Genomic DNA, 22,606 nt, shown 5'->3' on the forward strand with positions numbered 1-22,606 from the left:
TCCAAAAGATAAAGGAATTCAAAAGGATAGCATTACGTGCATGTAAAACTGACGATAGTTTTAAGGCCATGATTTCAATCGTCGCAACCGTCATTCATTTGCGGTAAACGTCAACAGGCCCTATTTGTGCCCTGTTTTTTCTTAGCGATGTTCTGGATGACGCTTACTGGATGGGTCGGTCGACCTTCAGTGGTTCGTGGCATTTGGTGATCGAGGGATTGGCGTCACTGGTGCTGATTTTGGGGGTCGGGGTCGAGGCGCGGTATCTGATGCATTTGCTGCGCCGCCAATCGCGTATTGAACGCGGCATCAGTATTGCTTCGGGGGCGTTGCACGAGCTAATGGAAGAAATGTTTTCCGACTGGAAACTAACCGCAGCCGAACAGGATGTGGCGGGATTTACCCTGAAAGGCTATTCAATCAGTGAAATCGCTGATTTGCGCGGATCACGCGACGGCACGATCAAGGCGCAGTTGAATGCGATTTATCGCAAGGCCGAGGTTGAAAACCGTGGCCAGCTGGTCAGCCTGTTGATTGAGGATCTGATGCTTTCGCCATTGGTTGAGCGCGAAATCGCCGCTTGAAAACGGGCAAAAATGCAATGGGGGCACAAAGGCTGGTGATTTCTAAAAAATCCATTATATTGCCCAAAAGCAAGGTCATTCTGACTGGTGGGGACTGGGAATGAAACGCATAATTGCGTCAGTATTGATTGGGGGGATAGCTTGGTCTGATATGGCCAATGCCGAGCCGCTAAACCTGTCGACAAAATCTCGAACTTCGCTGTTTCGCTCGCAAACCAGTGTGTTGGACGGACGGGCAGCCAGCCAATATTCCAATTCAGTTCGCTTGCAGCCAAATGCGGTTATCACGCCGACCAAGGCTGGCGGTTCGCTGCGGTATGGCGGGCGCTACAATGGACCATATCTGAATGTTGCGCGGGCAGCGGCGCGCAAACACGGGGTGCCGGAAGATTTGTTCCTGCGCCTGATCCAGCAGGAAAGCGGCTGGAATGCGCGGGCAAAATCAAACAAGGGGGCGTTGGGGCTGGCGCAATTGATGCCAGCCACAGCACGGCGTTTGCGTGTGAACCCACGGGTGCCACATGAAAATCTGGATGGTGGGGCACGGTATTTGCGCCAGCAGTATGACCGGTTCCGTTCATGGCGGCTGGCCTTGGCGGCCTATAATGCCGGACCCGGGGCTGTTGAAAAATACGGCGGCGTGCCGCCGTATCGCGAGACGAAGAATTACGTCCGTAAAATCTGGGGCAGCTAAGGCTATTCTACGCCGTCCAGCTCTTTTTCATGCATCCATGCGGCGTGGCGCGGGGCCTTTTTGGTGCGGTCCCATTCATTTAGCATGTCCCATTTCACCGAATCCAGTTTGGCCAGCATTGCATCCTCTTGTGGATCAGGGCAGGCCAGTTCCAACCGGTGACCGCTGGGGTCAAAGAAATAGATCGAGTGAAAGATCGAATGGTCCGTGACGCCCAGAACCTCGACGCCATTGGCTTCGAGATGATCACGGAACTTTAGCAACTCGTCGCGGTCTTTTACCTTGAACGCCAGATGCTGGGTCCAGATCGGCGTGTTCGGATCGCGGCCCATTTCGGGCAGGGTTGGCAATTCAAAGAATGCCAGAACATTGCCAGCACCCGAATCCATAAAGACGTGCATATAGGGGTCAGGATCGTGGGTGGAAGGCACATGGTCCTCGGCGATTGCCAAAATGAAATCCATATTCAGCATTTTATTATACCATTCAACGGTTTCCTTGGCGTTCTTACAGCGATAGGCGACGTGATGGATTCGTTCGATCTTCATATTAGGCATCCTTTCCATTCCTGATCCATGCAAAGTAAATCAATATCGTTGCATTTGCAATGAATATGGCGATGCAAAGGACGATGCCTGCGGCGCAGGTATTTATGAAAAGAAGAAAGAGTTAGCGGGCGCGTCTAAATGCCGAAGGTGTCTGGCCGGTATGATGCTGGAAGGCGCGGGTGAAATAGGCAGGGGATGTAAAGCCGAGTTCGGCCGCGACCTGCTGGATCGGCGTTTTGGTTTCGCGCAGCAGGCGGCGAGCCTCGAATATCACTCGATCACTCAGCAGGGAGGAGGCGGGGCGCCCACATGCCTGATTGCACACCCGCGTCAGATGCGTGGGCGTCACACCCAATGCTTGGGCGTATTGGGCCACGTTCATACCGCTTTGGTACTGCGCTTCGATCATTTCGGTAAACCGTGTGGTCAGCCGTTGGGCCGCATCGGGAGCTTTGCTGTCCTCGCTATGCAGCAACATCTGGCGCTTCAGCCAAACGGTAAGTAATCCGGTGTGGTGATGTGTGGCGCGAATACGCTCTGGCCGCGCCCCTTCCAGCTCGCGTTGCAAATTGTCCAGAATGCCGGTGACTTCGCTTTGCGGGCCAGCATCGCGAATACGCAAATGCATTGGCATATGGGGCAATGGGAAGCCAAGATCGCGCGGGATGAAGATGGCGGTGCCAAACACCTGTGTTGACACCTCGAACCCGTGCATCACGCCCGAGGGGATAAACACCGCATTATGCGCCCCGTAACCACGGGTGGTGCCAGCCACAGTAATGCGTCCCTGGCCACGGGTGAACCACAATAACAGGTTGGATGAATAACTGCGCATAGCTTCGACCCGCCAACGCCCGCCTTGGGCCAGTCGCGGAATCGGAGTCATACGGACTTCGGGGAGTTTGTTCTCAATTTCGGTCATCACTTGCCTCGGACGGTTGGGCTTTTTACCCTGTTTTTAGGCACGCTACGCCGGTAAGCCGCCGTTACCAAACAAAAAATGACTAAAAAACATTATACAGCGGATCGTGGCCGATGGGTTACGGCAGATTAAGCGGATGCCAGCCACCCATGCGGGCGCGAAACCATGTGCGTTGGCGTTTGGCGTATTGGTGCGATGCGATGCTGGCGGCATCACGCGCCTGATCAAGCGTGATTTGACCCCTAATATGGGCAATCAGTTGTGGGGCGCCAATTGCTTTGGCTGACAGGTGGGCAGGGTTCCAGTGCTGCTCCATTGCGCGGGCTTCATTCAGTGCGCCGCCTTTCAGCATCAAATCAAACCGCCGGTCAATCCGCGCGTTCAGCCAGTCCCGTTCCGCATTCAGCACGATCGGCGTGCATTGTTCCAGCCCCAACAGGGGCGGCGGGGTCATATCCTGCCACGCGGCCAGACTGCGCCCCGTGGCCTGCTGCACCTCCCATGCCCGCTGCACCCGAACCGGATTTTGCCGGTCAATCCGCGCCAACGTCGCCGGATCCAGCCCGATGATCAGCGCATCCAGCCCTTGGTCGGCCAGCAGTTGATCGGCACGCGTCCGGATTTCTGGCGGGGTGGCGGGGATGTTGGCCAAACCTTCGGTCAGGGCCTTGAAATACAGGCCGGTGCCGCCAACGATGATCGGGCGGTCCGGCGATTTGTCCAGAATTTGCGCCACGTCGCGCAGCCAGAGCCCGACCGAATAGTCACGGTTGAACGGCACATGCCCATATAAAAGGTGCTCGGCCAGCCCCAGATCATGGTCATCAGGCCGCGCCGTCAGAATGCGCCAGCCATCAAACACCTGCAGCGCATCGGCGTTCACAATCACCCCGCCAGATGTATCGGCGATTTCCAGCGCCAGCATCGACTTGCCTGCCGCCGTTGGTCCGGCAATCAGGACCGGCAGATCGGCGGGGATGGATTTAATATCAATCAATTGCTGCACTCGCGTTGTTTGGCGTTGAACCTGCCCCGTTTTTCCGACATTTTAGCCAAAAGGCAAACACCTAGATTTATGCGGGGGCAAATCACCATGAATGATGCAGACAATACCACACCAAACGACTCCGAAAAGCCCGCGTTCAAGCGGGTGATGCTAAAGATTTCTGGTGAGGCGTTGATGGGTGATCAGGGGTTTGGCCTGCATCCGCCCACGGTTGAACGCATCGCCCACGAGGTAAAAACCGTACACGACATGGGCACCGAGATTTGCATGGTCATTGGTGGCGGTAACATTTTCCGTGGTTTGCAAGGCTCGGCACAAGGGATGGAACGCACCACGGCGGATTATATGGGGATGCTGGCAACCGTGATGAACGCGTTGGCGATGCAATCTGCCCTTGAGGGCATCGGCGTCTATACCCGCGTGATCAGCGCCATTCCGATGGATCAGGTGTGCGAACCCTACATTCGGCGCCGCGCCGTGCGCCACCTTGAGAAAAAGCGGGTGTGCATTTTTGCTGCCGGAACAGGCAATCCTTATTTCACCACCGATACCGCCGCGACCCTGCGGGCCAATGAAATGACCTGTGAAGCGATCTTCAAAGGAACCAAGGTCGACGGGGTTTACGACAAGGACCCAGCCAAGTTTGACGATGCCAAACGTTACGAGAGGGTCAGCTATGACGAGGTGCTGCAACAGCACCTAGGGGTGATGGATGCCAGCGCGATTGCGCTAGCCCGTGATAACAATCTGCCGATCATCGTCTTTTCGCTGGATGAACCAGGTGGGTTCCGTGGCATTCTGGCGGGTGAAGGAACCTATACAACGGTTCATAGTTAACTGTATATTGGGCGTAATCCGGCAAAAGCCGAGCTAGGAAAGAAAACAGCATGTCAGACGAAATTGAAATTGACCTTGATGACCTCCAGCGCCGGATGGACGGGGCGCAAGGGGCATTGCGCACTGAATTTGCCAGCCTGCGCACAGGGCGGGCTGCCGCCTCGATGCTGGATCCGATTATGGTCGAGGCATATGGCCAGAAAACACCGGTCAATCAGGTCGGCACGGTTAATGTGCCTGAACCGCGCATGTTAACGATCAATGTCTGGGACAAGGCAATGGTCGCCGCCGTTGAAAAGGCGATCCGCGAAAGTGGGTTGGGGATTAACCCGCAGTTGAATGGCACCATCATCATGCTGCCGATCCCCGAGTTGAACGAGGAGCGCCGCCGCGAACTGACCAAAGTGGCCGCGCAATATGCCGAACACGCGCGGGTTGCAGTGCGCAATGTGCGGCGCGACGGGATGGACCAATTGAAAAAAGCCAAGGCCGACGGCATGGGCGAAGACGACCATAAAATCTGGCACGACGAGGTGCAGGATCTGACCGACAAGGCCATTGCAGCAGTGGATGCCGCACTGGAAAACAAGCAAGAAGAAATCATGCAGGTTTAGCCCGAGTTTGGCTGAGCTTTGAAAGGTAAGATGTTGGTCAGTAAGGTAAACCCGAAGAATACCCCGAACCATGTGGCCATCATTATGGATGGCAATGGTCGCTGGGCGCAAGCCCGCGGCAAGCCGCGTTTGTTTGGCCACAGGGCGGGTGCAAAACGGGTGCGCGAAATTGTCGAGGCCTGCCCTGATCTGGGGGTGAAATACCTGACGATCTTTGCGTTTTCGACCGAGAACTGGAAGCGCACACAAGCCGAAGTGTCCGGTCTGATGCTGTTGTTCCGGCGCTACATCAAAAGGGAAACCCAGGCGCTGATTGATCGCAAGGTCCGTGTCCGGTTCATTGGAGATCGTGTCAAGCTGGACAATAAGCTGTTGGCGCTGATGGATGATTTGGAGCAGGTAACGGCGCATAATGATCTGGTGCATTTGACCATTGCGCTGAATTACGGTGGCCGCGATGAGGTGGCCCGCGCCACCAAACGGCTGGCACATGAGGTGGCCGAGGGTAAACTGCACCCCGAGGATGTGGACGAGGAAACCCTGACGCGGTTTCTGGATACCTGTGTGCTGCCGGATCCCGATCTGGTGATCCGCACATCGGGCGAGGCGCGGGTTTCCAATTTCCTGTTATGGCAGGCGGCCTATTCCGAATACGAATTTATTGATACCCTGTGGCCCGATTTCACCCCAGAAATATTTGCCGAAGTTCTGGGCGGATATGGCAATCGCGAGCGCCGTTTTGGGGCGGTGCCCGCATGAGGGATCGAAACTGGGATGACCTTAAACCGCGTGTGATGTCGGCGATTGTGATGGCGATTGTCGGGGCGGGGGCAGTTTGGGCCGGTGGCATGTGGTTCAAGGCCTTGATCACGATTTCCTGTGGGCTGATGACATGGGAGCTTACGCGAATGATCGCGCCCGATCAAGAAAAACGCCACGCCGCACTCGGGGTCAATACGGCTGTCGTTGTTGCATGGTCGGGAAGTTTGTCGCCTATATTTATGGCTGTTGGGTTGGTGGCCGTGGTGGGTTTTGGGGCCTATGTGCTCAAGCAAAACCGGCAGATTTTTGTGGGGTATTGCGCGCTTATCATTCTGGCAGGATACGGATTTATCTATCTACGCCAAGACCTTGGTCTTGTCTGGCTGCTTTGGATGCTGCTGGTGGTGATTGCCAGTGATATTGGCGGCTATGCAGCGGGGCGCATGTTGGGCGGGCCAAAATTCTGGCCCAAGGTCAGCCCAAAAAAAACATGGTCGGGAACAATTGCCGGATGGGTTGGCGCAGCTTTGGTCGGGCTGTATTTCAGCACGGCCTATGATTTATCAAACGGTTTGTGGTTGGTTTCGGTTCTGGTGGCGTTTGCTGCGCAAATGGGCGACATCGCGGAAAGTGCGATCAAACGCAAAACCGGCATCAAGGATTCATCAAACCTGATCCCTGGGCATGGCGGTTTCATGGACCGGTTTGACGGAATGCTGGGCGCGTCACTGGTGGTGGTTCTGCTGGTGGTGCTGACAGGTTTTCCACATGGGGCCGGATGATATGCGCCGGATCACCATATTTGGCGCAACAGGATCAATAGGCCAAAGCGCGATTGACCTGATCTGCCGCGCACCGGACAAATATCAGGTGGTGGCGCTGACCGGCGGGCGCAACATTGCACAACTGGCCAAAGACGCGCGTGAATTGCGGGCCGAGATCGCCATCACCGCGTTCCCCGAATATCTGGGCGATCTGCAAGCCGCACTGACGGGCAGTGGTGTTGAAGTGGCGGCGGGCGAGGCGGCGCTGGTTGAGGCGGCCGAGCGGCCTGCCGACTGGATTTTGTCGGCCATCGTTGGGGCGGCTGGGTTGGCCCCGGGCCTGCGGGCTTTAAGACAGGGCACCACATTGGCGTTGGCCAATAAGGAAAGTCTGGTGGCGGCGGGGCCGCTGCTGATGCGCGAAGCCAAGGCGCATGGCGCGACATTGCTGCCGGTTGATAGCGAACATTCGGCGATCTTTCAGGCGCTGGTAGGCGAGGATTTAGCGGCGGTCGAGCGCATCATCATCACCGCATCGGGCGGCGCGTTTCGGGATTGGCCGATTGAAAAACTGGCCACCGCTACGCTGAAACAGGCCCAAAGCCATCCGAATTGGGACATGGGCCAACGCATCACTATCGACAGTGCCAGTATGTTTAACAAAGCACTTGAGGTGATTGAAACCAAAGAATATTTTGGCGTTAAGCCAGAGCAAATCGAGGTAATAATCCACCCGCAATCCCTGATCCATGCGCTGGTCGGGTTCATTGACGGCGGCATCATGGCCCACGTTGGCCCCGCCGATATGCGCCACGCCATTGGCTACGCGCTACACTGGCCCGACCGTGGACACGTGCCGGTGGAACGGTTGGATCTAGCGCAAATTGGCAAATTGGAGTTTCGTGCACCGGACGAACAACGCTGGCCCGCGCTGCGACTGGCCCGTGAGGTGATCGAGGCGGGCGGGTTAACCGGGGCGGTGTTCAATGCGGCCAAAGAAACGGCGCTGGATGCGTTCATCACCGGACAAATCGGATTTATGCAAATGGCCGAAGTGGTAGAAGAGGCACTTTTGCAAAATTCGGCCGCCGCCGGACATAATAATGACGCGATCACCCTTGATATGGTGCGCAAGACAGACCATCTGGCACGACAAGCAGCAAAAGAAATAATACGCACCCAGAGCGCGTAATTACAAAAAACAAAGAGGACTACCCCTTGGATTTAGCAGGCCTTATCCCGTCATTCGGCAATTTTGCATTTACACTGGTGGCGTTTGTCGTCGCCCTTTCGGTGATTGTGGCGATCCACGAATATGGCCACTACATCGTCGGGCGCTGGTCCGGTATCCATGCCGAGGTGTTCTCGCTCGGGTTTGGGCCTGTGGTCTACTCGCGCCATGATAAACACGGCACTAAATGGCAGATAGCGGCCTTGCCCTTTGGCGGATATGTAAAGTTTCTGGGCGATTCCAGTGCAGCCAGCGGTAAAGACGGCGAGGTGATCAGCAGCCTGTCTGAATCCGAATTGCGCCGCACCATGCACGGCGCCCCTTTGTGGGCACGATTTGCCACGGTTCTGGCGGGGCCTGTGTTTAATTTCATTCTTGCGATCATTGTGTTTGCAGGCCTTGCACTGTCGTCCGGTGTGGCCAGCTACCCGCCAACGATTGAAACGATATATCAATTGCCATCAGATGAATACGGATTGCAATCAGGGGATAAACTGTTTGCGATCAACGGCATAGAACTGCCCGAGGAAGAAGGGTTCTATGATTTCATCGATACGCTGCCGGTCACGCCAACACTGGACTACACCGTTTTGCGCGATGGAACCAAGGTAACCGTTCTGGGGCCACCCCTGTCCCCGTCGCGGGTATCGTACGTATCACCAGGCTGGGCCGCCGAGGCTGCGGGCCTGAAAGAAGGCGATGTTATTCTGGCGATTGGCGATGAAGAGGTGTTTGAATTTGGCCAGATGATTCCGGTGATCAATGGCACTAAAGGCGCGCCAACCGTCCTGAAAATCTGGCGGGACGGCGAGATTATCGAGATTACGATAGAGGCCCAGAAACGCGACCTGCCCAAATCTGATAACAGCTTTGAAACCCGTTATATCATTGGTATTAGCGGCAGCCCGTTCTTTACATCGGCTGTTGAAAGCCCCGGTTTGGGGGAATCGATTGTGATTGGCGGCAAACGGACATGGGGCATCATGACCCAGTCGATTTCTGGACTGTATCACATGGTCACCGGCGCAATCAGTTCGTGCAATATGTCTGGCCCGATTGGCATTGCCAAAGTATCGGGGCAAATGGCCAGCCAAGGGGCCGAGAGTTTCATCTTTTTTATTGCCCTGTTGTCGGCGGCCGTTGGCCTGTTGAACCTATTTCCAATTCCGGTTCTGGATGGCGGGCATCTGGTGTTTTTTGCCTATGAGGCCGTGACCGGCAAGCCGCCTAGCGACAAGGCGTTGCAAATCATGATGACCACAGGGCTGGTGTTGATCCTGTCCTTGATGGTGTTTGCCATAACCAATGATCTGTTCTGCCCGTAATCAGCCATATTGAAAACGGGCATATTGCCCTAATTGTGCCTTAATCGGGCGATATAACTACTTTGTAACACGCAACAAGGTAAGGGCAGATCCATGCAAGCCATACAAAACAGCTATCGCGGCCTTTCGCTTCTGGTTGATATCAACTGGGATCGTTTGTTGTATATCGCAACGCTCGCCACAGCGCTATTTGCTGGCGCGTTTTTTGGGTCCCTCGCACTGGGATAACCCTATTTTATTATGTATAAGGACGCACCTCCGCCAATAGTGGTCGGGGCTTTTTGGTCTTTTGACAACCCCCCGCAGACCCGTTAGCAAGAGGCATCAGGATATCTATTCGGGCTTGGCAATAATGACCAAGATAAAAACCAGTAGGGCGGTATGGGGCACTAAAATGAAATCAGTATTCAAACGAATTTCTGTTGTTTTATTTCTTTCACTATCAATGGGTTATGTGGTTGCACCGACAACGGCACAGGCACAATCCTATCGATTTAACGCGGTCAAGATCGAGGGCAATCAACGGATCGAGCCTGCCACCATCCTGACCTACGCCGGAATCGCTAAGGGAGAAATAGTGTCTGCGGCTGAGTTGAATGACGCATATCAGCGTGTTTTGGGCAGCGGTTTGTTTGAATCTGTGTCCATCGAGCCACGCGGCGGCACCTTGCTGATCACTGTGCGCGAATTTCCTACGATTAACCGGATTAATTTTGAAGGAAACAAGCGGCTGAAATCCGAGGACCTAGCGGTCATTGTGCAATCGCAGTCGCGCCACGTCTATAGTCCGTCCACAGCTGAAGCGGACGCCGCCGCAATCACTGACGCCTACAGCCAGTCAGGCCGGTATTCGGCCACGGTGACGCCGAAAATCATCCGCCGCTCGAACAACCGCGTCGATCTGGTGTTTGAAATCACCGAAGGCCAAGTGGTCGAAATTGAACGCCTAAGCATTGTTGGCAACCGCGCTTATTCGGACCGCCGTTTGCGACGGGTTCTAGAAACCAAACAAGCCGGCCTTTTGCGGGCGCTGGTGAAAAAGGATTCGTTCATCGCTGACCGGATCGAGTTTGATAAACAGGTGCTGCGAGATTTCTATTTGTCGCGTGGCTATGTCGATTTTCAAATTCTATCGGTGAATTCCGAAATCTCGCGCGAGCGGGACGGGTTTTTTGTCACGTTCAGTGTGAATGAAGGGCAAAAGTTCGAATTCGGTGAAATCACCACTGTCAGTGATCTGGAAGAGGTCGATGCCGAGGAATTCCAAGCCGCAGTAAAAATCCGTCCGGGCATGAGCTATACGCCGACGCATGTTGAAAATACCATTGCGCGGATGGAGCGGCTGGCGATCAAGAAGAGCTTGAATTTCATCAGGGTCGAGCCACGGATCACCCGCAATGACCGTGATCTGACGCTGGATGTAGAATTTGTCATATCCAGAGGCCCACGGATTTTTGTGGAACGGATTGATATCGAGGGCAATGCAACAACGCTGGACCGCGTGGTGCGCCGCCAGTTCCGAGTGGTTGAGGGTGACCCGTTCAATCCGCGCGCGATCCGCGAATCTGCTGAGCGCATTCGGCGGCTTGGCTTTTTCAGCAATGCCGATGTGAATGCCCGCGAGGGATCAGCACCCGATCAGGTTGTTGTTGACGTTAATGTAGATGAGCAGCCAACCGGCAGCCTGAGCTTTGGCGCGTCTTTCGGAACGGATGCCGGATTTGGATTGACCGTCGGCTTTTCCGAGCGCAACTTTTTGGGGCGCGGGCAGGGGCTTAGCTTTTCGTTCAACACCGCCAGTGCCGATGCCAGTGCCAGCTTCTCGTTTGTTGAACCGGCCTTTTTGGGACGGGATGTTCGGTTCAGGTTCAACGGATTTTATACAACATCCAGCAATTCCAATTCGCATTATGGCACGCGGGTGATCGGCATAAGTCCGGCGCTTGAATTCCCGATCAGTGAAAATGGCCGACTAGAAGTGCGGTATTCTTTGAATAGCAGTGTTACCAAGGATGTGGACACTGCTGCGGGGGTGAGCTCGGCAATTATGATCGCCGATCAGGATCAAGGCACGCTGCTCACCAGCTCGCTTGGCTATTCCTACAGCTATGATACGCGCCGCACCGGGCTAAACCCGAATGCCGGAATCGTGCTTCGCTTCAGTCAGGATTACGCCGGTTTGGGCGGGGATACAAACTTCATCAAAACAACCGCCCTGCTTGGGGCCGAGACCAAGGTGTTCAATGAAGAAGTAACCTTGCGCGCGGTATTTGAAGGCGGTGCGATTGCATCCCTGTCAAGCAATGAAACACGCGTTACGGACCGGTTCTTTTTGAACGGTAGTAAAATGCGCGGGTTTGCCGCCAACGGCATTGGCCCACGGGACCTGACTGTGACCAATGATGATGCGCTGGGGGGCAACATGTTTGCCGTGGCACGGTTCGAGGCAAATTTCCCGCTGGGCCTGCCCGAGGAATACGGCCTGACGGCTGGTGTGTTCTATGATATCGGCACTGTCTGGGGATTGGACAACATTAACGGTGGCCCAGCGGGACTCAATCCTGTGGATGATTCACTGCACTGGCGTTCTGCCATCGGGTTTTCGATCTTCTGGACCACGGCCATCGGCCCATTGCGGTTCAACTTCTCCAAAGCATTGCAAAAAGAAAGCTACGATCTAGACCAGAGCTTCGAGCTGACCATCCAGACCACTTTCTGATATGGAACGGCGGGGTTTTTTATATCCGGTTCTGGTTTTATTCGGTTTGTGGTTTGGCGTGGCTGCCCCTGTCGCGGCACAGGGTCAGGGCGCATCAACCAGCACCATTCTGACCATCAATCAAGAGCGCCTGTTTGCCACCTCGCTATACGGCGAGCGGGTGAATTCAGATATTGAATCCGCATCCGCCACCCTTTCAGCCGAAAATCGGCGGATAGAGGCAGATCTGACCGCCGAGGAAAGATCCCTGACCGAGCAGCGCCCGAAACTGACGCCCGAGGCCTTCCGGCTGTTGGCGGATGGGTTTGATGACAAAGTGCAGGCCATTCGCCGTGCCCAAGAGGTAAAGACACGCGAACTGGGCCGCAGGCTGGAAGAGGAGCGTGCAACCTATTTCAAACTGGTTGTGCCAATTTTAGGAACGCTGATGAAAGAGCATGGCGCAACAGCAATCCTTGATAGGCGCGCAATTTTCATATCATCCGACGGGGTTGACATAACGGACGAGGCCGTCCGCAGGATCGATGCAACACTTGGTGATGGCGTTGCTCAGCCAATTGCTCCGGAAGAATAAAATGCAAGTGTTACATCGCGAGATCGAGACTGCCTTGCCTGCCATGTTTTGAATTGCTAATCAAAGACAACGGTAATGAATAAGTAATCAGGGACAGGGACATGACCGAACTAATAACCGAAGCCGATCTGGATATCATTCAACGGATTATCCCGCATCGCTATCCATTCCTTTTGATCGACAAGGTGCGCGATATTGTCGCCAACGAAACGGCGGTCGGCATCAAGAACATCACCTTTAACGAGCCACAGTTCCAGGGCCATTTCCCGGGTGCTCCGATTTTCCCCGGCGTGATGATTGTCGAGGCGATTGCCCAGACATCCGCCGTGCTGGTCGGCATCACATTGGAACTGGTGGATAAACCGCTGCTGGTCTATTTCATGTCGATCGACAAATGCAAGTTCCGCCGCAAGGTGGTGCCGGGCGATGTGCTGGAACTGCATGTCGAGGTGTTGCGCGGGTCCAAAAAAATCTGGAAATTCCGTGGCGTTGGCAAGGTAGGTGATGAAGTTGCTGCTGAGTGCGAAATCGTTGCAATGATTGATTTGTTGGAGGAATAGATCACCATGACCATTCATCCCACAGCCAATATTCATGCCAGCGCCATCATTGAGGATGGGTGCGTAGTAGGCGAGGGATGCGTGATCGGGCCGTTTTGCTGTGTCGGAGCAAATGTGGTGCTGGGGCAGCGGGTGTATTTGAAAAGCCATGTTGTGCTCACAGGGCATACCGAAGTCGGCGAGGACAGCGTGGTGTTTCCCTTTGCCACGGTCGGGGAAATTCCGCAGGATTTGAAATTCAACGGCGAGGAAACCCGCCTGATCATCGGCAAACGCGCCCGTATCCGTGAAGGGGCAACGCTGAACACCGGCACTGATGGTGGTGGCGGTCTAACGCAAGTGGGCGATGATTGCCTGATCATGACCGGCGCCCATGTGGCGCATGACGCGATCCTTGGCAACAATGTGATTTTGGCCAATCAGGTGGCGGTGGCGGGACATTGTGTGATTGGCGATGATGTGATCATCGGTGGACTGTCTGGCATCCACCAGTTTGTGCGCATTGGGCGTGGGGCGATCATCGGGGCGGTGACAATGGTGACCAATGATGTGATCCCGTTCGGGTTGGTGCAATCGGCCCGAGGCGAGCTGGATGGTCTGAACCTGATCGGTTTGAAACGGCGCGGTGTGGCGCGGGATGAAATCACCGCACTTAGGGCGGCCTATCAATCGCTGGCCCAAGGGGATGGCGCATTTCAGGAGCGGGCCGAACGTCTGGCCGATGAAAGCGACAGTGCCTACGTTCAAGAAATCGCCGACTTTATTCTGGGCACGAGCGGGCGTTCGTTCCTGACCCCGAAATGAGCGATAAACTGGCCATTCTTGCGGGGCGCGGGGCGCTACCGCAGACATTGGCCGGGGCAAACCCGAAGGCTCTATTTGTCAGTTTTGAAGGCGTCGATGTGACGGTGCCGACTCCGCACCATCTGGCGGCATCATTTAACACGTTTGGTGCGATGTTTGACGGCTTGCGCGCGGCAGGTATCACCACGGTCACCTTCGCTGGTGCCATGACCCGACCCGCGCTGAATCCCGCTGCATTCGATGCTAAAACTGCCGCCCTTGCCCCGCGTCTGATGGCGGCGATGGCAGGGGGCGATGACGGGCTGTTGCGTGAAATCGTTGCAGTGTTTGAAGGCGAAGGGTTCACCGTGGTCGGCCCGCATCAGGTGGTGCCTGATCTGGTGGCGCAGGCGGGGTTGCTTGCTGGCCCCGCGCCCGATGCGGCGGCAATGGCTGATGCAAATCGTGGTATGGAAATCCTGCACGCCCTTAGCAGGGTGGACGTGGGGCAGGGTGTGGTCGTGGCCGGTGGGCTGTGTCTGGGCGTTGAAACCTTGCAAGGCACCGACGCGATGCTAGAATTTGTAGCCGCCACCCCGAAACATCTGCGCCGTGCCACTGGTGTGTTTGTGAAAGCCGCCAAAACAGATCAGGATTTGCGCGTCGATATGCCTGCCATCGGGCCGGACACAGTGGCGTCCGTTACTGCGGCAGGTCTTGGCGGGATTGTGATTGCTGCCGGTCGTGTGCTGATCCTTGAACGCGCCGAAACGCTCAAAGCTCTTGATGCAGCAGGCCTATTCCTGCTGGCGCTCTGATGCGGTTTTACCTGATTGCAGGCGAGCCTTCGGGCGATGCTCTGGGGGCGGCCCTAATGGCGGGGCTGAAACAGCTTGCGCCCGACGTAGAATTCTTTGGGGTTGGCGGGCCATTAATGCAAGCGCAAGGGCTGGTCAGCCAGTTTGCGATGGGCGAGCTGTCAGTGATGGGCATCGCCGAGGTGCTGCCCAAATACCGCGCGCTGAAACGCCGGATACGTGAATGCGCCATTGAAGTTCTTCGCCTGAAACCGGATGCGATGATCACCATCGACAGCCCCGATTTCTGCCTGCGGGTTGCCAAACGGGTCAAAGCCGGCAGTGACATCCGCACCATCCACTACGTCGCGCCGTCCGTCTGGGCTTGGCGCGAAGGGCGAGCTGCCAAAATGGCCCGCGTGATCGACCATGTACTGGCGCTATTGCCGTTCGAGCCGCCCCTGATGAAGGCAGCAAACATGGGCTGTGATTTTGTCGGTCACCCTGTGGTCAGTGAGCCTGTGGCCAGAGCGGATGAAGCCACAGATTTCCGCACTCGCCACGGTATTAATGACGCCCCCTTACTGCTGGTTCTCCCTGGGTCACGCCGTGGCGAAGTCACCCGCTTAGCACCCGTGTTTGGCCAAACCATCCAGCGCATCCTGCAAACCCGCCCCGACCTGCACGTTGTTCTACCCGCCGCTGGCGCGGTGGCGCCGCTGGTGCAGGAACTGGTTGCGGACTGGCCCGTTAAGCCCACCGTGCTGGACCCGACCCAACTGGGCGCCAGCGCCGCCGCCGAGAAACGCGCCGCCTTTGCCGCCGCCGACGTGGCCCTTGCGGCTTCGGGAACCGTTTCACTGGAACTGGCCGCTGCCAATACGCCAATGGTGATCGCCTATGATATGAACTGGCTGTCGCGCAACTTGATCCGCCGCATGCTGAAAGTAGACACGGTAACGCTGGTGAACCTTGTGTCTGACACCCGCGTGGTGCCGGAATTTCTGGGCGCAAATTGTGTGCCGGATAAAATTGCGGGCGGCGTGTTGGCGGTTCTTGAAAACCCGAAAGGTCAACAAGCCGCGATGAATGTGACAATGCAGCGTCTAGGACGTGGGGATGAGGCACCAGGGTTGCGGGCAGCTAAAGCTGTCCTTGCTGCTCTCTAGTCATTTTCGTTCCACAAATATCCCCGCCGGAGGCATAGAATCTCTTACGCTTCACAGAAAACTATTCCCCGCGCCAAATCCAGCCACCCCCAAATATCCGGCTGCCGCTATCCTCGTAAAACACACAAGCCTGCCCGGGTGACACGCCTTCTTCTGGCGTCAACAATTCCACCGTGGCCGTCGTCGCCGACAGTGGACGCACGATTGCAGCGCGGGGCGGGCGGGTTGAACGCACCTTGACCGCCAGACGCCATTCGTCTCGGCTATCAAACGGCTCGTCCCCCAGCCAGTTAATCTCGCGCACAGCAATCACCTTGGTGGTCAGTGCCTCTTTTGGTCCGACAACCACCTCGCGGGTGTCCGCATCCAGCCGCACCACATATAACGGATCATCCAGCCCGCCAATACCCAAGCCGCGACGCTGCCCGATGGTATAATGAATAACCCCGCGATGGCTGGCCAGTACATTGCCCTCTAGATCAACGATGTTGCCGGGGCTGGCCGCCTCGGGGCGCAGCTTTTCAATCAGGGCGGCATAGTTTCCATCGGGCACGAAACAGATGTCCTGACTGTCGGGTTTATCCGCCACCGCCAGCCCATGCTTCGCCGCCAAGGCGCGGGTCTCGGCCTTGGATTTCAGATGCCCCAATGGAAAGCGCAAATACTCCAGCTGCTCCTGCGTGGTTGGGAACAGGAAATAACTTTGATCCCGCGCGGCGTCCGCCGCTGAATGCAGCTCGGCCCCGTGCGCCCCCAGCTTGCGCTGAATATAATGCCCCGTCGCCATGCAATCGGCGTCCAGATCACGTGCAGTCGCTAGCAGGTCTTTGAATTTCACCCGTTCATTGCAGCGAATGCACGGCACCGGTGTCGCCCCCGCCAGATAGCTGTCGGCAAATTCATCAATCACCGTTTCCTTAAAGATGTTCTCGTAATCCAGCACGTAATGCGGAAACCCCATTTCTTCGGCGACGCGGCGCGCATCATGGATGTCGATCCCGGCACAGCACGCGCCTTTTTTGGCCAAAGCCGCCCCGTGGTCATACAGCTGCAAGGTGACGCCGACCACATCATAGCCCTCTGTCGCTAGCTCAGCCGCGACCACGGACGAATCCACGCCGCCCGACATCGCCACAACCACGCGGGTTTCGGACGGGGGGTTAGCAAAACCAAGGCTGTTCAATGGGTGGGTCATTAGGATGCCGTTCATATCGGTTAGTGAGGTCTTTCGAAATATAGGAAAATGCTAACGACTAACAAGGGGTGGTTTCATTCCTAATTAAGGGTGTTGGCGCAAATTGGGCAAAACCGCATAAGGGATGCCCGATGTATTTGAAAAAAGTTGATGGCCCGCGTGCCGTAACCTTGCCCGATGGCACTGTAATGACGCGGGCAGATTTGCCTGATCCGGCCACACGCCGTTGGGTCGCCAGCCGCAAGGTCGCCGTGGTCAAGGCGGTTTTGTCCGGACTGATTCCCTTAAAAGAGGCGCTTGAACGCTATGGATTAAGCGAAGAAGAGTATCATTCATGGCAATCGGCGGTGCAAAAACACGGACCGAACGCGCTAAAAACCACTTCTTTACAAAAGTATAGACAACTTTAAGATGTATTCACGAATTGTTCCGCAATGGTAACTTGTGGTTAACCATTTAACCCCAGTGTTAACCACATTGCTGAAGGGAAAACTAAATAGCGGAGAATACTAAAAATGCGTGTTTTGCTGGTTGAAGACGATCCTACGACATCGAAAAGCATCGAAATGATGCTGACACATGCCAACCTGAATGTTTACTGCACCGATCTGGGTGAAGAGGGCATCGATTTGGCCAAATTATATGATTACGATTTGATCCTGCTTGATCTGGGCTTGCCCGATATGAATGGCAACGAAGTGCTGCGCCAATTGCGTCTGGCGCGGATCGATACGCCCATTCTGATCCTGACCGGATCGGATGATACAGAAAACAAGATCAAGGCGTTCGGGTTTGGTGCGGATGATTACCTAACCAAACCGTTCCACCGCGAAGAACTGGTGGCGCGTATCCATGCGATCATCCGGCGTTCCAAAGGGCATTCGCAATCTATCATTACCACGGGTAAAATCGGGGTTAATCTGGATGCCAAGACGGTTGAAACAGCTGGCAAGCCCATTCATCTGACCGGCAAGGAATACCAGATGCTTGAGCTGCTTTCGCTGCGCAAGGGCACAACCCTGACCAAGGAAATGTTCCTGAATCACCTATATGGCGGTATGGACGAGCCCGAGTTGAAAATTATCGATGTGTTTATTTGCAAGCTGCGCAAAAAACTGGTCGAGGCGACGGATGGCGAAAATTATATCGAAACCGTATGGGGCAGGGGTTATGTGCTGCGTGATCCGGTTCCGGTTGAAATGGATGAACCGCTGGCCATCGGTGCCTGAAATACCACCACTCTCTGGACCTCTTCGTGATGCCCGCCTATCAAGGGTAAGTGCATTGCGAAGAGGGTGAGATGGACGCGACACCGATTGACCAGATGGATGAAGCAGGGGCTGGCCGCGAGCTGGCCCGTTTAGCCGATGTCCTGTCGCGTGCCAATACTGCCTATCACACCCATGATACGCCCGAAATATCTGACGCGGAATATGATGCGCTCAAACAACGCAATGCTGCGATCGAGGCGCGGTTTCCAGGCCTGAAACGCGCAGACAGCCCATCCGATGTGGTTGGCGCAAAACCAGCCGATGGATTTTCCAAGGTGCAGCATGCGGTGCGGATGTTGTCTCTGGGAAATGCGTTTTCGGATGACGATGTGCGGGAATTTGATGCCCGTATCCGCAAGTTTCTGGGAATGGCACAAGACGCGGTGCTGGAATACACGGCCGAGCCGAAAATCGACGGGGTGTCGTTAAGCCTGCGATACGAGGGCGGGAAGCTGGTGCAGGCCGCAACCCGTGGCGATGGTGAGGTCGGGGAAAATGTCACCCGAAATGCCCTGACGATTTCCAACATTCCACAAAAAATCGAAAATGCGCCTGATCTGCTGGAAGTGCGCGGCGAAGTATACATGGCGCATGCCGATTTCGAAGCCCTAAACAATCGCCAGATTGCCAATGGCGACAAACCCTTTGCCAATCCGCGCAATGCTGCCGCCGGATCCTTGCGCCAGTTGGACGCCAGTATCACCAAATCCCGCCCGCTGAAGTTTTTCGCATATGCATGGGGAGAGTTGAGCCAACCGTTGGCCAAAACACAGATGGAGGCAATCAACCAGCTGGCCGCCTATGGCTTTTCAACCAACCCGCTGACCAAAATCTGCGATGGGCCCGCCGAAATGATTGCCCATTATGCCAAAATCGAAAACCAGCGTGCCACGCTTGGCTATGACATCGACGGCGTGGTTTACAAAGTCGATGACCTAACGCTGCAATCGCGTCTGGGGTTTCGTTCGACCACCCCCCGCTGGGCCATCGCCCATAAATTCGCGGCCGAACTGGCCTGGACCCGTCTTGAATCCATCGACATTCAGGTCGGGCGCACCGGTGCGCTGTCCCCTGTTGCCCGCCTGACCTCCGTGACCGTTGGCGGCGTTGTCGTTTCAAACGCCACCCTGCACAACGAGGATTACATCAAGGGCCTTGATTCCAAGGGAAACACAATCCGCGACGGCAAAGACATCCGTGTTGGCGACTGGGTGCAGGTTTATCGTGCCGGTGATGTGATCCCGAAAATCGCCGATGTTGATCTTGCCAAACGCCCCGCAGATACAGCCCCATATGATTTCCCCACAAAATGTCCCGAGTGCGGATCAGACGCCATCCGCGAAGAAGGCGATGCGGTGCGCCGCTGCACGGGTGGAATTATTTGCCCTGCGCAAGCGGTTGAGAAACTGAAACATTTCGTCAGTCGCGGGGCTTTCGATATCGAAGGCCTGGGCGCCAAACAGATCGAGTCATTCTATCACGATGATATACTACCCATTCGGGAACCCGCCGATATTTTCACCTTGCAAACCCGCGATGCCGCCAACCTTGGTAAATTGAAAAACCGTGATGGCTGGGGCGAGAAATCTGCCATAAACTTGTTCAATGCAATTAACGAAAAACGCCAGATTCCGCTTGGCCGCCTGATTTTTTCATTAGGTATCCGGCACGTCGGCGACAGCGCGTCCACTTTACTGGCCGAACATTTCGGCACATGGACAGATTTCGAGGAAGCCATTACAAATGCCAGCATCGGTGAAGGGGCCGCGTGGGACGACCTGATTGCCATTGATGGTGTGGGTGGTGTGATGGCCACATCGTTAATCACCGCGTTCCAGAACACAACCGAGCGGGCCTCGATCGACCGGCTGGTTGCGCATCTTGATCCGCAAAAGGCCACCAAACACGCGCCTGTAGATAGTCCCGTTGCAGGCAAAACCGTGGTGTTCACCGGCACATTGGAAAAGATGACCCGCGCCGAGGCCAAGGCCCGGGCCGAGGCGTTGGGGGCTAAAGTCTCTGGCTCGGTTTCGGCCAAAACTGATTTGGTCGTGGCGGGGCCCGGGGCGGGATCAAAGGCGAAAAAAGCCGAAAGTCTGGGCGTGGAATTGATCGACGAGGATGGCTGGCTAACGCTGACCGGCACCGCATGAGCGGGCGGCCGGAAATCTTGTTTCCGCTGTTTGCCGATCTGGAAACGCTACAGGGTGTCGGCCCCAAAACCGCCACCCATTTTGGCCAGATGGGCATTGAAAAACCACGCGATCTGATATTCACGTTGCCCCACAGCGGCATTGACCGGCAGCGGCGCGACAGTATCCGCGATGTCACCGCCCCCACGGTGGTCACCGTCAAAGTCACTGTCGGCCACCACATTCCGCCGCAAAGCCGCGGGCGGCCCTATCGGGTCGAAGTGACGGATGCCAAAACCACGTTCCAGTTGGTATTTTTTCATGCCCACGCCGATTACATCCAGAAAATTTTGCCAACAGGACAGCAGCGTGTGGTGTCGGGCAAGGTCGAGGTTTTCGACGCGGTCGCACAAATGGTTCATCCCGACCATGTGTTGCGGGTTGAGGAAGCGGGTGAAATACCGGAGTTCGAACCGGTCTATCCGCTGACCTCGGGGGTGTCGCAGAGGTTAATGTCAAAGGCTATTCAGGCTGCGTTGGTGCGGGTTGAACCATTGGCGGAATGGATTGATCCGGCGCAAAAGAAAAAGGCGAAATGGCCGGATTGGGGCGTGGCGTTAACCGTGGCGCATGCTCCGAAAAACAACGCAGATCTGGCCCCGTCGACGGTGAGTCGCGAACGTTTGGCCTATGATGAATTCTTTGCACATCAACTGACTTTGGCGTTGGCCCGTGCGGTTGAACGGCGCGGTAAAGGCCAGCCGAGCGTTGGCACAGGTGCATTGCAAAGCAAGGTTTTAGAGGCATTACCGTATCAGGCCACCGGTGCGCAGACCCGTGCGATTTCGGAAATTGCCGCAGATATGGCGTTGCCGTTACGCATGAACCGTTTGTTGCAGGGTGATGTCGGGTCGGGCAAAACTCTGGTGGCATTGATGTCGTTATTGGTCGCGGTTGAAGCGGGCGGCCAAGGGGTGATGATGGCCCCGACAGAAATTTTGGCGCGTCAGCATTTGGCAGGGTTACAGCCTTTGGCCGAAGCAGCGGGCGTGGTGCTGGAAATTTTGACTGGTCGCGACAAGGGGAACGAGCGCACGGCAAAGCTGAAGGCGTTAAAATCGGGGGACATCCAGATATTGGTGGGCACCCATGCGGTGTTTCAAAAGGACGTGGAATTTCACGATCTGCGCCTTGCGGTGGTGGATGAGCAGCACCGGTTTGGCGTGCGCCAGCGGTTGGAATTGTCGGCCAAGGGTGTTCATGCAGATGTGTTGGTGATGACGGCGACGCCGATTCCGCGCTCGTTATCGTTGGCGCAATATGGCGATATGGATGTGTCGGTGCTGGACGAAAAACCGCCGGGGCGCAAACCGATCCGCACTGCGATGGTTTCAACTGGGCGGATTGACGAGGTGGTTGAACATTTACGCAAAGCGCTGACGGCGGGGCAGCAGGCCTATTGGGTTTGCCCGCTGGTCGAGGAAAGCGAAGTTGTCGACATGATCGCGGCACAGGAACGGTTCAAAATGTTGCGCGCCGTTTTGGGCGAGGGTGTTGTCGGGTTGGTGCATGGGCAAATGCCGCCGGCGGAAAAAGATGCGGCGATGAAACTGTTCGAGGCTGGCGAGACCAAAGTACTGGTCGCCACCACAGTGATCGAGGTCGGGGTAGATGTGCCCAATGCAACAATTATGGTGGTTGAACGGGCCGAAAGTTTCGGTTTGGCGCAATTGCACCAGCTGCGCGGGCGGGTCGGGCGCGGGACGGAACAATCAACCTGTTTGTTGATGTATCAATCACCGATGTCCCAAACGGCGGCGCGGCGGTTGGAAATATTGCGCGAAACCGAAGACGGGTTTGTGATCGCCGAAGAGGATTTGGCAATGCGCGGGGCAGGGGATGTTATTGGCACGGCGCAGTCCGGTCTGCCACGGTTCCAGATTGCCGATATGGAAAGTCAGGCGGCATTGATGGCGGTGGCCCAGTCGGATGCGCGCAAATTACTGGCCGATGATCCGGATTTGACCAGTGCGCGGGGTAAGGCGGCGCGTGTTCTTTTATGGTTAATGGAACAGGACAAAGCAATTCGTTTGATTTCAGTAGGTTAGCCCAAATAGAC

Annotated in this window: 23 protein-coding genes; 19 read left to right on the plus strand and 4 right to left on the minus strand. The window is 55.8% G+C overall.

The genetic code is table 11. From position 1 onward, the window contains the following. Window positions 1–170 precede the first annotated feature (170 nt). Together ACWB12_RS14390 and ACWB12_RS14395 are read left to right on the plus strand one after the other, a co-directional pair. Complete coding sequence (locus ACWB12_RS14390; RefSeq protein ID WP_479530782.1) at window positions 171–584, plus strand: helix-turn-helix transcriptional regulator; 414 nt, start codon at window positions 171–173, stop codon at window positions 582–584. A 151-nt stretch (window positions 585–735) separates the two neighbouring features. Next, window positions 736–1,278 carry a lytic transglycosylase domain-containing protein gene (locus tag ACWB12_RS14395; RefSeq protein WP_479530812.1) on the plus strand — a complete coding sequence of 181 codons (543 nt, stop codon included), beginning with the start codon at window positions 736–738 and terminating at the stop codon, window positions 1,276–1,278. Window positions 1,279–1,280: 2 nt separating this feature from the next. Here ACWB12_RS14395 and ACWB12_RS14400 read toward each other — a convergent pair whose 3' ends face one another. The 3 genes from ACWB12_RS14400 to miaA form a co-directional block, all read right to left on the minus strand. Next, window positions 1,281–1,826, minus strand: a complete 546-nt coding sequence (locus ACWB12_RS14400) for a VOC family protein (RefSeq protein WP_479530783.1) — start codon at window positions 1,824–1,826, stop codon at window positions 1,281–1,283. Window positions 1,827–1,947: 121 nt separating this feature from the next. Beyond that, the gene (locus ACWB12_RS14405) at window positions 1,948–2,748 is read right to left on the minus strand and encodes a helix-turn-helix domain-containing protein (RefSeq protein WP_479530784.1); all 801 of its coding nucleotides are present in this window, start codon (window positions 2,746–2,748) and stop codon (window positions 1,948–1,950) included. A gap of 118 nt (window positions 2,749–2,866) precedes the next feature. Further along, window positions 2,867–3,745 carry a tRNA (adenosine(37)-N6)-dimethylallyltransferase MiaA gene (miaA, locus tag ACWB12_RS14410; protein ID WP_479530785.1) on the minus strand — a complete coding sequence of 293 codons (879 nt, stop codon included), beginning with the start codon at window positions 3,743–3,745 and terminating at the stop codon, window positions 2,867–2,869. Window positions 3,746–3,841: 96 nt separating this feature from the next. On the opposite strand from miaA, the gene pyrH reads away from it, so the two are divergent. The 13 genes from pyrH to lpxB all read left to right on the plus strand — a co-directional run bounded on the left by pyrH (window position 3,842) and on the right by lpxB (window position 15,889). Then, window positions 3,842–4,591 carry a UMP kinase gene (pyrH, locus tag ACWB12_RS14415; protein ID WP_479530786.1) on the plus strand — a complete coding sequence of 250 codons (750 nt, stop codon included), beginning with the start codon at window positions 3,842–3,844 and terminating at the stop codon, window positions 4,589–4,591. Between the two features lie 50 nt (window positions 4,592–4,641). After that, the gene (gene frr / locus ACWB12_RS14420) at window positions 4,642–5,205 is read left to right on the plus strand and encodes a ribosome recycling factor (protein ID WP_479530787.1); all 564 of its coding nucleotides are present in this window, start codon (window positions 4,642–4,644) and stop codon (window positions 5,203–5,205) included. 30 nt (window positions 5,206–5,235) lie between these two features. Further along, the gene (locus ACWB12_RS14425) at window positions 5,236–5,964 is read left to right on the plus strand and encodes an isoprenyl transferase (RefSeq protein ID WP_479530813.1); all 729 of its coding nucleotides are present in this window, start codon (window positions 5,236–5,238) and stop codon (window positions 5,962–5,964) included. Continuing rightward, window positions 5,961–6,749, plus strand: a complete 789-nt coding sequence (locus tag ACWB12_RS14430; RefSeq protein ID WP_479530788.1) for a phosphatidate cytidylyltransferase — start codon at window positions 5,961–5,963, stop codon at window positions 6,747–6,749. The genes ACWB12_RS14425 and ACWB12_RS14430 overlap by 4 nt, the downstream gene beginning before the upstream one ends. Window position 6,750: 1 nt before the next feature. Then, complete coding sequence (dxr, locus tag ACWB12_RS14435; RefSeq protein WP_479530814.1) at window positions 6,751–7,923, plus strand: 1-deoxy-D-xylulose-5-phosphate reductoisomerase; 1,173 nt, start codon at window positions 6,751–6,753, stop codon at window positions 7,921–7,923. Window positions 7,924–7,949: 26 nt separating this feature from the next. Then, on the plus strand, window positions 7,950–9,287 hold the full coding sequence (rseP, locus tag ACWB12_RS14440; protein ID WP_479530789.1) for an RIP metalloprotease RseP: 1,338 nt from the start codon (window positions 7,950–7,952) through the stop codon (window positions 9,285–9,287). Between the two features lie 93 nt (window positions 9,288–9,380). Then, window positions 9,381–9,515 carry a hypothetical protein gene (locus ACWB12_RS14445; RefSeq protein ID WP_479530790.1) on the plus strand — a complete coding sequence of 45 codons (135 nt, stop codon included), beginning with the start codon at window positions 9,381–9,383 and terminating at the stop codon, window positions 9,513–9,515. 166 nt (window positions 9,516–9,681) lie between these two features. Continuing rightward, on the plus strand, window positions 9,682–12,006 hold the full coding sequence (bamA, locus tag ACWB12_RS14450; RefSeq protein ID WP_479530791.1) for an outer membrane protein assembly factor BamA: 2,325 nt from the start codon (window positions 9,682–9,684) through the stop codon (window positions 12,004–12,006). A 1-nt stretch (window position 12,007) separates the two neighbouring features. Then, a complete protein-coding gene (locus ACWB12_RS14455; RefSeq protein WP_479530792.1) occupies window positions 12,008–12,580 on the plus strand; it encodes an OmpH/Skp family outer membrane protein in 573 nt (190 codons plus the stop codon). 101 nt (window positions 12,581–12,681) lie between these two features. After that, window positions 12,682–13,140, plus strand: a complete 459-nt coding sequence (fabZ, locus tag ACWB12_RS14460) for a 3-hydroxyacyl-ACP dehydratase FabZ (protein WP_479530793.1) — start codon at window positions 12,682–12,684, stop codon at window positions 13,138–13,140. A 6-nt stretch (window positions 13,141–13,146) separates the two neighbouring features. Continuing rightward, a complete protein-coding gene (gene lpxA, locus ACWB12_RS14465; protein WP_479530794.1) occupies window positions 13,147–13,944 on the plus strand; it encodes an acyl-ACP--UDP-N-acetylglucosamine O-acyltransferase in 798 nt (265 codons plus the stop codon). Continuing rightward, window positions 13,941–14,741: an LpxI family protein gene (locus ACWB12_RS14470; RefSeq protein ID WP_479530795.1), complete on the plus strand. Its 801-nt coding sequence runs from the start codon at window positions 13,941–13,943 to the stop codon at window positions 14,739–14,741. The genes lpxA and ACWB12_RS14470 overlap by 4 nt, the downstream gene beginning before the upstream one ends. Beyond that, on the plus strand, window positions 14,741–15,889 hold the full coding sequence (lpxB, locus tag ACWB12_RS14475) for a lipid-A-disaccharide synthase (protein WP_479530796.1): 1,149 nt from the start codon (window positions 14,741–14,743) through the stop codon (window positions 15,887–15,889). Before ACWB12_RS14470 ends, lpxB begins: the two co-directional genes overlap by 1 nt. 61 nt (window positions 15,890–15,950) lie before the next feature. On the opposite strand, the gene mnmA is transcribed toward lpxB, so the two are convergent. Beyond that, window positions 15,951–17,084 (minus strand): tRNA 2-thiouridine(34) synthase MnmA, encoded by a 1,134-nt coding sequence (gene mnmA, locus ACWB12_RS14480; RefSeq protein ID WP_479530797.1) that lies wholly within the window; start codon window positions 17,082–17,084, stop codon window positions 15,951–15,953. 131 nt (window positions 17,085–17,215) lie between these two features. On the opposite strand from mnmA, the gene sciP reads away from it, so the two are divergent. The 4 genes from sciP (at window position 17,216) to recG (ending at window position 22,595) form a co-directional block, all read left to right on the plus strand. Continuing rightward, the gene (gene sciP / locus ACWB12_RS14485; protein ID WP_479530798.1) at window positions 17,216–17,494 is read left to right on the plus strand and encodes a CtrA inhibitor SciP; all 279 of its coding nucleotides are present in this window, start codon (window positions 17,216–17,218) and stop codon (window positions 17,492–17,494) included. Window positions 17,495–17,599: 105 nt separating this feature from the next. Then, a complete protein-coding gene (gene ctrA / locus ACWB12_RS14490) occupies window positions 17,600–18,313 on the plus strand; it encodes a response regulator transcription factor CtrA (RefSeq protein WP_479530799.1) in 714 nt (237 codons plus the stop codon). A 71-nt stretch (window positions 18,314–18,384) separates the two neighbouring features. Then, window positions 18,385–20,508: an NAD-dependent DNA ligase LigA gene (ligA, locus tag ACWB12_RS14495; RefSeq protein WP_479530800.1), complete on the plus strand. Its 2,124-nt coding sequence runs from the start codon at window positions 18,385–18,387 to the stop codon at window positions 20,506–20,508. After that, entirely contained in the window at window positions 20,505–22,595 is a 2,091-nt protein-coding gene (gene recG / locus ACWB12_RS14500; protein ID WP_479530801.1) for an ATP-dependent DNA helicase RecG, read from the plus strand. The genes ligA and recG overlap by 4 nt, the downstream gene beginning before the upstream one ends. Window positions 22,596–22,606: the final 11 nt, after the last annotated feature.

It is taken from the genome of Profundibacter sp. (assembly GCF_056498605.1).